Source organism: Luteibacter sp. RCC_6_2, from assembly GCF_041360655.1.
GTDB lineage: Bacteria > Pseudomonadota > Gammaproteobacteria > Xanthomonadales > Rhodanobacteraceae > Luteibacter.
Map to the genome: position 1 here is coordinate 175,528 of NZ_JBFUPQ010000012.1, position 7,043 is coordinate 182,570.

Genomic DNA, 7,043 nt, shown 5'->3' on the forward strand with positions numbered 1-7,043 from the left:
CGGCCGCGCGCTGGCGCCGGGGAGCATCCGGCATACTCGCCGCATGCCAGCCGCCCCGTCCGCCCGCCCCGCCCATCCACGCCCGCCATCGGCGCCGCTGCCCGATTTCTGTAGCCTGCCGGTGTTGTTCGCGCTGTTGGTGGTGGGTGCGCTCACCGTCACCCTGATGTGGCTCGCGCCGGGTAACGACGGCGACCTGCGCGACTATTGCATCGCCGTGTTGTTCACCAGCTGGTTGTCGATGTTGCTGACGGTGGCGCTGTGCAAGTTGCGCCCCTGGATGCAGCGGTTGCCCTGGCTGTGGCCTTACGCCGCCGTATGGCTGCTGCTGGTGGTCACGGTCGGGCTCAGCGCCACCCTGCTCGGCTGGATCGACCACAACCTCGGCGCCGGCCTCAGTCCGGCGTCGCGATTCCGCTTCGTGCGCGACAGCGTGCTTGCCACCGGCCTCCTCGGCGCGGGGTTGCTGCGCTATTTCTATGTCGTGGCGCAATGGCAGGCACGCGTGGCGGCGGAGGCACAGGCACAGGTGGCCGCCTTGCAGGCGCGCATCCGGCCGCATTTCCTCTTCAACAGCATGAATGCCGTGGCCGCGTTGATCCGCGTCGACCCCGACGCCGCCGAACGCACGGTCGAAAACCTCGCCGAACTTTTCCGCGCCGCCCTGGGCAGCGACCCGTCGTCCCTGGGAACGCTGGGCGAGGAATGGGCGCTGGTGGATCGCTACCTGGAGATCGAGGCGCTGCGCCTGGGCGACCGGCTGCGCGTGGAGCGCGCCATCGACGTGCCGGACGACCTTCCGCTGCCACGCCTGCTATTGCAGCCGCTGGTGGAAAACGCGATCCGCCACGGCGTTCAGCCCAGCCGCGCGGGAGGCACGATCCGCCTCGGTGGCCGCCGCGTGCCGGGCGGCGTGGAGATCGTGGTCGACAATCCGCTGTCCGACGCGCCCGCCACCCCGGGTAACGGGCACGGCTTGCGCAGCGTCCGTGAACGCGTGCGCTTCCACTTCGGCGAACGCGCCACGGTGCGCGCCGAGACCGACGACAACCGTTTCGTCGTGACCCTGTTCCTGCCGGAGTCCGCGCATGCGCGTACTGATCGCCGATGACGAACCGCTGGCGCGGATGCGCCTGCGTACCTTGCTGGCCCGCCGCCAGGACGTCACCGTGGTGGCCGAGGTCGCCGATGGCGACGCCGTGCTGGAGGCTTGCACCCAGTTGAAGCCCGACCTCGTCCTGCTCGACATCGAAATGCCCGGGCTGACGGGCACGCTCGCGGCGAAGCGGCTCGCCACGTTACCGGCGCCGCCCCAGGTGATCTTCTGCACCGCCTACGAGCAACACGCGCTCAGCGCCTTCGACCTCGGCGCGACGGACTACCTCTTGAAGCCGGTCCGCGCCGAGCGGCTGGATGAGGCGATGGAGCGCGCCATGGCGCGACGCCAGCCGGTCCATGCCGAACGGGGGGCCTGGTTGCGTGCGAGGCATGGGGCGGACGAGGTGCGCGTGGCGCTCGACGAGGTGCTCTACCTGCTTGCGGACGAGAAGTACGTGGCCGTGCACCATCGTGGCGGCATGTGGCTGATCGACGAATCGCTGCGCCAGCTCGAGGCCGCGCATGGCGAGCGCCTGGTCCGCCTGCATCGCAATTGCCTGGTTCCGCGCGAGAGGCTGCTGGGGCTGAAAACACTGGCCGACGGTCGCGTGCTGGCCCGCCTGGCCGGCACCGAGATCGCACCCGAGGTGAGCCGGCGCAACCTGCCGGCGATCCGCCAGTTGCTCCGCACCCCGGGCGCCTGACGCCGGGACGTTCCGCCGCGCTGCGCTCGAGGGTGGTTTGCGGGACAATCGACATCTTTCACGATAGCCCCGTACGGACCGCCATGACCGCACCACTCCGCATCGCCACCCGCAAGAGTGCGCTGGCCCTCTGGCAAGCCGAACACGTGGCCGGCCTGTTGCGCCAGGCGCATCCCGGGTTGGTCGTCGAGCTGGTACCGCTCTCCACGCGCGGCGACGAGATCCTCGACCGCTCGCTTGCCACGATCGGCGGCAAGGGCCTGTTCCTGAAGGAACTGGAGGTGGCGATGCTGGAGGATCGCGCGGATATCGCCGTGCACTCGCTGAAAGACGTTCCCGCCGAACTGGAGCCGGGTTTCGCCCTTTCCGCCGTCCTGCCACGCGCCGACGCCGCCGATGCCTTCATCGCCAACGACTACGCGAACCTCGCCGAGCTACCCAACGGTGCCCGCGTCGGCACGTCGTCGTTGCGTCGCCAGGCCCAGTTGCGCGCATTGCGTCCCGACCTGCAATTGCTCGACCTGCGCGGCAACGTGAACACGCGGCTGGCCAAGCTCGATGACGGTCATTACGACGCGATCATCCTCGCCTGCGCGGGCGTGGAGCGGCTGGGCCTCGGCCAGCGCATCCGTACGCGGCTGGCCAGTCCCGGCTGGCTGCCGGCTCCAGGCCAGGGTGCGATCGCCGTGGAGTCCCGGGCGAACGACCGACGCGTGAGTGACTTGCTTGCGGCGCTGGAAGACGAGGAAACCCGCATCGCCGTGAACGCGGAGCGGGCGATGAACGAAAAGCTCGGCGGCAGTTGCGCGGTGGCCATCGGCGCGTGGTGCGTCGTCGCCGAATACGGGCTCACCCTGCACGGCATGGTCGGCAACGCCGCCACCGGCGAGTTGCTGCACGCGCAGGCGGACAGCCCGGACGACACGCCGGTGGAGCTGGGGCACGAGGTGGCTGCGATGCTGCTGGCGCTGGGTGCCGAGGAGTTCTTGAAGCCGCAGCGGTGAGGGGCTCAGGGTAAGAACATCGCCGACTTGTCGGCGATGCTTTCCCGAAGCCGGAACGTCAGAAGTTATAGACGAGGTTCGTCGTCATCAGCTTGTCCGTGCTGACCGTGCCCGGCTGCGTGTCGCTGTTGTAGCGGATCTGGTAGCCGACCTTGAGCGCCATCTTCTTCGTCATGCTGACCGAGACGCCGATGTCGTTCTGGTAGTACTGGTTCTTCGAACCCGCTTCCACCAGCAGCGTGTCTTCCAGCGCCGTATTGTCGGTGAGGCGGTACTTGCCGTTGATCAGGCCGCGGCCGACGACTTCGCTCTCGGCGCTCGGCGTGTAGGACTCGGAAAGGGCGTTGCCTTCGGCGTCGACAGCCGGCGTGCCGTCGGCGTTCAAGACCGCGCGGGTCGACTTCGCCGGCTGGTAGCGCTTGAAACCGGGACCGATTTCGAACGAGAGTTCGGCGCGCTCGTTCTTCAGCGCGATGTAACCGTAACCGACCGAGATGATGCCTTGCCACAGGTTGGCGCCGAAATCGTCGTGCTCATAACGGGCGGCGGTCACCACGTAGCTGCGCGGATCGAACTTGTAGCCGACCGAGGCGCCCGTGTCGTAACGGTTCGCGGTGGTGCTGAACTTGTCGACGGTGTTGCCGTCGCCGTCGGTGACGGAAACCTCGCCCTTCGAGCGCAATCCGTTGAGGAAGAAGTTGTTCTTCCAGACCTCGTTTTCCTGGCTGAGGCCGAGCTTCGCGTTGGCGTTCTCGGAGCGGGAGTTGCCACGGGACGAGGCGAAACCGAATTCGCCCGAACCCGTCCAGCCGCCATTCTGCGACGGGTCCTGGTTCGGATTGGCGTTGGCGTCCTGTGCCGATGCCGTGAACGGCAGCGCGGCGAGGACGAGCGTGGCGATAAGCAGTTTTTTCATCGTCTACCCGGATGTGGATTGGAAAGGTGTTCTTTGGCCGTCTGGATGGCCAGCGGCGCGCCCCCGCGCCATGATCTTGCCTAGCTTGAGACCAGCCGGGCGTATGCGCGGCCATAAAGCCGCTGTTCGAGACATTGACCGACAACGCAGCTTAACGCGGCCAGACCGGCGGCCCACGCCTGCGTCGCACCGGTCGGATGGGCGATCAACAGCAGGCAAGGCAATCCGATCGCGAGCGCCGCGACGCCAAAGCGCCAACCAAGCAGCGAAACCGCGCTGCGCCCGCCCGTGATGCTCGCGGTCTTGCCGCATTCCTCGGCCAGCTGGCGCAACGCGCGCCAACGCATGCCCTCCACCAGGCCCAAGGCGAGCGCCACCCCGAGCAGGGCCAGTCGCCAGGGATTGAGCGGATCGATCGGCGTCTCAACCTGCAGTGCGACGCAAAGCCAGAACCACAAGCCGCCGGCGAAGAGGGCGGAGATCGTCCGGCCGAGGGGAAGGGTATTGGCCATCGAGGCCACCGCGCCCCGCAGGCCGCGGGAATCGCCGCGTGCCGTATAGACCAGGGTGGCCAGGCTGCAGAGCATGAGCACCGCGCCGGCCAGCCGGGTCGCCCAGAAATCGTTGCCACCGCGCGCCAGGCCGCCCAGGGCCAGCATCGGCAGGAAAGTCGCCATAGCGATCATGCCTTCCGGGGTCGGCATCATCCGCTTCACCGGATTCCAGCCGTGCCATTCCGGCGCGAAGGGCAAGCGCAGGCAGGTCGCCAGGAGGCCGACGCCCACCAGCACCATCCCGATCGACAACGGGGCGAGCACGTCGCCGCGGCCATCCGGGTAGAGACCCAGGGCCAGGGCGGTGCCGAGCACCATCCACAGGCCATAGCCCGTGGCGCTGGCCGTCTGCACGACCACGATCGGTAGGGAGAACAGGCTGGAGAGTGCGCCATCGCCATCGGACCGCCCGTGGGCCAGCGCGATGGGGGGCGCCTCGTTCGGTTCCGCCATGGTCGGGGGAGGCCTTCGGCGAATCGCAAAGACCACATTTTTGCGCCTATTGGTGCCGGGCGCAAACCCGGGACTCCCACGGGTACGGAAATCCTACGCCGCGCGCCGCAGTCATCCCTTGCGGAGCGCACCGCCCGCCGCCATGCTTGGCCTGCGTAGATACGGGCATCACGCCCGCGCGGACACACTTCCCGAAAGCTCCATCTGCCGGCGACACCCATGGACCGCTACGAGCGCATTCTCACCCTGCACCGGCTGCTTAAGTCGGCCCATTACCCGGTACCCCTGTCGCGGCTGATGGACGAGCTGGAATGCTCGCGCGCCACGCTCTATCGCGATGTGGCCTTCCTGCGCGACGCGCTGGGCGCGCCCGTGCAGAGCGTCGCCGGCGAGCAGGCCTCGTTCCGTTACGAAGCGGGTGAAGGTGACAGCTTCGAACTGCCCGGCCTGTGGCTGACCAGCGACGAACTGGCCGCCCTGATGGCGCTGAACGAGCTGATCGGCCGCTCCGACCCGGGTGTGCTGGCCGGGGCCCTGGCTCCTTTCAAGGCGCGCATCGAACGGCTGCTCTCCGACCATGGCAGCGGCAAGGCCCTGCCCGTCGACCGCATCCGGGTGATCTCCTGGGGCGCGCGCAAGATGGACCAGCAAGTGTTCCGCATGGTCGCCGGCGCCGTGCTCGAACGCCGCCAGCTGAGTTTCCGCTACCGCGCACGCACGACGAACTCCGATACGAAGCGCACCGTGTCGCCACAACGCCTGACCCACTACCGCGACAACTGGTACCTGGATGTCTGGGACCACGATCGCGAGGCGCTGCGCAGCTTCGCGGTGGACCGCATCGCCGAGCCGCAGGCGCTGGATGCGAAGGCGAAAGACGTGGAAGAGGCGGAACTCAACGACCTGCTCGCCTCCAGCTACGGCATCTTCGCCGGCAAGCCGAAAGCCTGGGCCACCATTCGTTTCTCGTCGCACGCCGCACGTTGGGTGGCCGACGAGCACTGGCATTCCCAACAGAAGGGCGAATGGCTGCCCGATGGCCGCTACGAACTGAAGGTGCCGTACTCGAACTCGCGCGAGTTGCTGATGGACGTACTCAAATACGGTCCGGATGCCGAGATCGTCTCGCCGCTGCCCTTGCGCGAGGAAATGAAGATCCTGCTGCAACTGGCCCTTTCCGGGTACCAGGGCAACGGCAACCGTCACTAAGCAGGTTCCATGAGCGACCTCGACATCGCCGATCCCGGCGCCTTGCCCGCCACCACCGGCGAGCCGCGCAAACCCCGCGTCGCCCTGGCACTGGGCGCGGGTGCGGCCAAGGGCCTTGCCCACATCGGCGCCATCGAGGAACTGGAGGAGCGCGGCTTCGAGATCGTCGCCGTCGCCGGCACCTCGATGGGCGCCCTCATCGGCGGCATCTACGCCATGGGCAAGCTCGACATCTACCGAGACTGGGTTTCCACGCTGGCCCGCTTCGATGTCCTGCGCCTGGTGGACTGGAGCTTCTCCGGTGGTGGATTCATCAAGGGCGACCGGATCATGGCGGCCCTGCGCGAGTTGATCGGCGAGGTGAACATCGAGGACTTGCCGATCACGTACACGGCGGTGGCCACCGACATCGACCGGGAACGCGAGGTATGGCTCACCCGTGGACCGCTGTTCGATGCGATCCGCGCCTCGATCGCGATTCCCACGCTGTTCCGCCCGTACACACATGAGGGCCGGCGCCTGGTCGACGGGGCCCTGCTCAATCCGCTGCCCGTGCTGCCCTTGATGCGCGAGGACGCGGATTACGTCGTGGCCGTGAGCGTGGACGGCGCGGCCGAGATGCAGCAACCACCCGAACGCGACGTCGCCGCCGTGGCGGACAAGGGCTATACCGCCCGCCTGGGCCGCTTGATCGGGCGCGTGCTGCCGCAAGGCGAAACCAAGGTCAGGGACCCGGGCGCGTTCGACCTGATGACGCAGTCCATGGACCTCATGCAGGCCAATCTTTCGCGGCTGCGCCTGGCCGCCTATCCGCCCGACCTGCTGATCGAGATCCCGCGCAACGTGTCCACCGTGTACGAGTTCTATCGCGCGCGCGAGCTGATCGAGCTGGGGCGCGAGCGGACCGCTCGCGCGCTGGACCATTGGACGCCGCGAACAGCCTTCCGCTAGTTAGTTGTGGGAGCCGCTTCAGCGGCGATGGGTGCTTGCCGTGATCTGGCCCGCTGCCGCGGGATCGCCGACAAGGTCGGCTTGTGTCTTTCCGAAGGGCTAGGCTTGGAGGTGAGAGCGGAGTGCGGCAAGCCGATGGACGGCAGTGCCGCGA

7 protein-coding genes are annotated in these 7,043 nt (G+C 67.8%); 5 read left to right on the plus strand and 2 right to left on the minus strand.

Annotated features, from left to right (window positions below; translation table 11 throughout):
• Positions 1–43: 43 nt before the first annotated feature.
• From AB6730_RS14460 to hemC, 3 genes are all read left to right on the plus strand, one after another.
• Positions 44–1,111, plus strand: a complete 1,068-nt coding sequence (locus AB6730_RS14460) for a sensor histidine kinase (protein ID WP_371024308.1) — start codon at positions 44–46, stop codon at positions 1,109–1,111.
• Positions 1,089–1,802 carry a LytR/AlgR family response regulator transcription factor gene (locus tag AB6730_RS14465; RefSeq protein ID WP_371024309.1) on the plus strand — a complete coding sequence of 238 codons (714 nt, stop codon included), beginning with the start codon at positions 1,089–1,091 and terminating at the stop codon, positions 1,800–1,802. The genes AB6730_RS14460 and AB6730_RS14465 overlap by 23 nt, the downstream gene beginning before the upstream one ends.
• Before the next feature lie 83 nt (positions 1,803–1,885).
• On the plus strand, positions 1,886–2,806 hold the full coding sequence (gene hemC, locus AB6730_RS14470; RefSeq protein WP_371024310.1) for a hydroxymethylbilane synthase: 921 nt from the start codon (positions 1,886–1,888) through the stop codon (positions 2,804–2,806).
• 58 nt (positions 2,807–2,864) lie between these two features.
• On the opposite strand, the gene AB6730_RS14475 is transcribed toward hemC, so the two are convergent.
• Both AB6730_RS14475 and AB6730_RS14480 read right to left on the minus strand, forming a co-directional pair.
• Complete coding sequence (locus AB6730_RS14475) at positions 2,865–3,722, minus strand: YdiY family protein (protein ID WP_371024311.1); 858 nt, start codon at positions 3,720–3,722, stop codon at positions 2,865–2,867.
• Between the two features lie 80 nt (positions 3,723–3,802).
• Entirely contained in the window at positions 3,803–4,729 is a 927-nt protein-coding gene (locus AB6730_RS14480; RefSeq protein ID WP_371024312.1) for a hypothetical protein, read from the minus strand.
• Positions 4,730–4,948: 219 nt separating this feature from the next.
• Between AB6730_RS14480 and AB6730_RS14485 the strand changes: the two genes are divergently transcribed.
• Complete coding sequence (locus tag AB6730_RS14485; RefSeq protein ID WP_306848655.1) at positions 4,949–5,938, plus strand: YafY family protein; 990 nt, start codon at positions 4,949–4,951, stop codon at positions 5,936–5,938.
• A 9-nt stretch (positions 5,939–5,947) separates the two neighbouring features.
• Positions 5,948–6,889, plus strand: a complete 942-nt coding sequence (locus tag AB6730_RS14490; RefSeq protein WP_371024313.1) for a patatin-like phospholipase family protein — start codon at positions 5,948–5,950, stop codon at positions 6,887–6,889.
• The last annotated feature ends 154 nt before the right edge of the window (positions 6,890–7,043 follow it).

Excerpts from the sequence above, each read along its gene's own strand:
- AB6730_RS14480 (WP_371024312.1), bottom strand. The coding sequence starts at position 4,729 with ATGGCGGAACCGAACGAGGCGCCCCCCATCGCGCTGGCCCACGGGCGG.
- AB6730_RS14475 (WP_371024311.1), bottom strand. The coding sequence starts at position 3,722 with ATGAAAAAACTGCTTATCGCCACGCTCGTCCTCGCCGCGCTGCCGTTC.
- AB6730_RS14485 (WP_306848655.1), top strand. The coding sequence starts at position 4,949 with ATGGACCGCTACGAGCGCATTCTCACCCTGCACCGGCTGCTTAAGTCG.
- hemC (WP_371024310.1), top strand. The coding sequence starts at position 1,886 with ATGACCGCACCACTCCGCATCGCCACCCGCAAGAGTGCGCTGGCCCTC.
- AB6730_RS14465 (WP_371024309.1), top strand. The coding sequence starts at position 1,089 with ATGCGCGTACTGATCGCCGATGACGAACCGCTGGCGCGGATGCGCCTG.
- AB6730_RS14490 (WP_371024313.1), top strand. The coding sequence starts at position 5,948 with ATGAGCGACCTCGACATCGCCGATCCCGGCGCCTTGCCCGCCACCACC.
- AB6730_RS14460 (WP_371024308.1), top strand. The coding sequence starts at position 44 with ATGCCAGCCGCCCCGTCCGCCCGCCCCGCCCATCCACGCCCGCCATCG.